Below are 373 nucleotides of genomic sequence, written 5' to 3'. Positions count from 1 at the left end.
GGACGGCGCGCCGTACTTCCGCGCCGAGGTCACGGTGGGCCGGGTGCCGGCCCGGGTGGAGTACCGCTGGGTGACCGGGAGCGGCCGGTCGTCGGACGGCGGGTGGAAGACGGCGGAGTTCGCGAAGGGGGCGCCCGCCACCCAGACGGTGGAGCACACGGAGCTGTTCCACACGGACGCGACGACGCGCACGGACACGATCAGGGTGGAGGTGCGCGCCCCCGCCCGGGTGGAGTCGGACTCCGCCTCCTTCACGGTCACCTGCCGGCGGCAGCCGTCGGGGTCGGAGGAGCCGTACCCCTATACAGGGGACCGTGAAGGAGGCGGAGTCCGACTCCACCCGGGCGGGGGCGCGCACCTCCACCCTGATCGT

General features: G+C 74.3%; 1 protein-coding gene. It reads right to left on the bottom strand.

Going from position 1 to position 373, the window contains the following annotated elements:
• The coding region (locus ACSNOD_RS31820; protein WP_436770528.1) for a hypothetical protein at nucleotides 1–261 on the bottom strand (261 nt) is incomplete at its 3' end.
• Nucleotides 262–373: the final 112 nt, after the last annotated feature.

The sequence above is a fragment of the Streptomyces sp. URMC 123 genome (assembly GCF_051386515.1).
GTDB lineage: Bacteria > Actinomycetota > Actinomycetes > Streptomycetales > Streptomycetaceae > Streptomyces.
The sequence above is the reverse complement of the archived record's forward strand: the minus strand, read 5'-3'. Positions and strand labels throughout refer to the sequence as shown.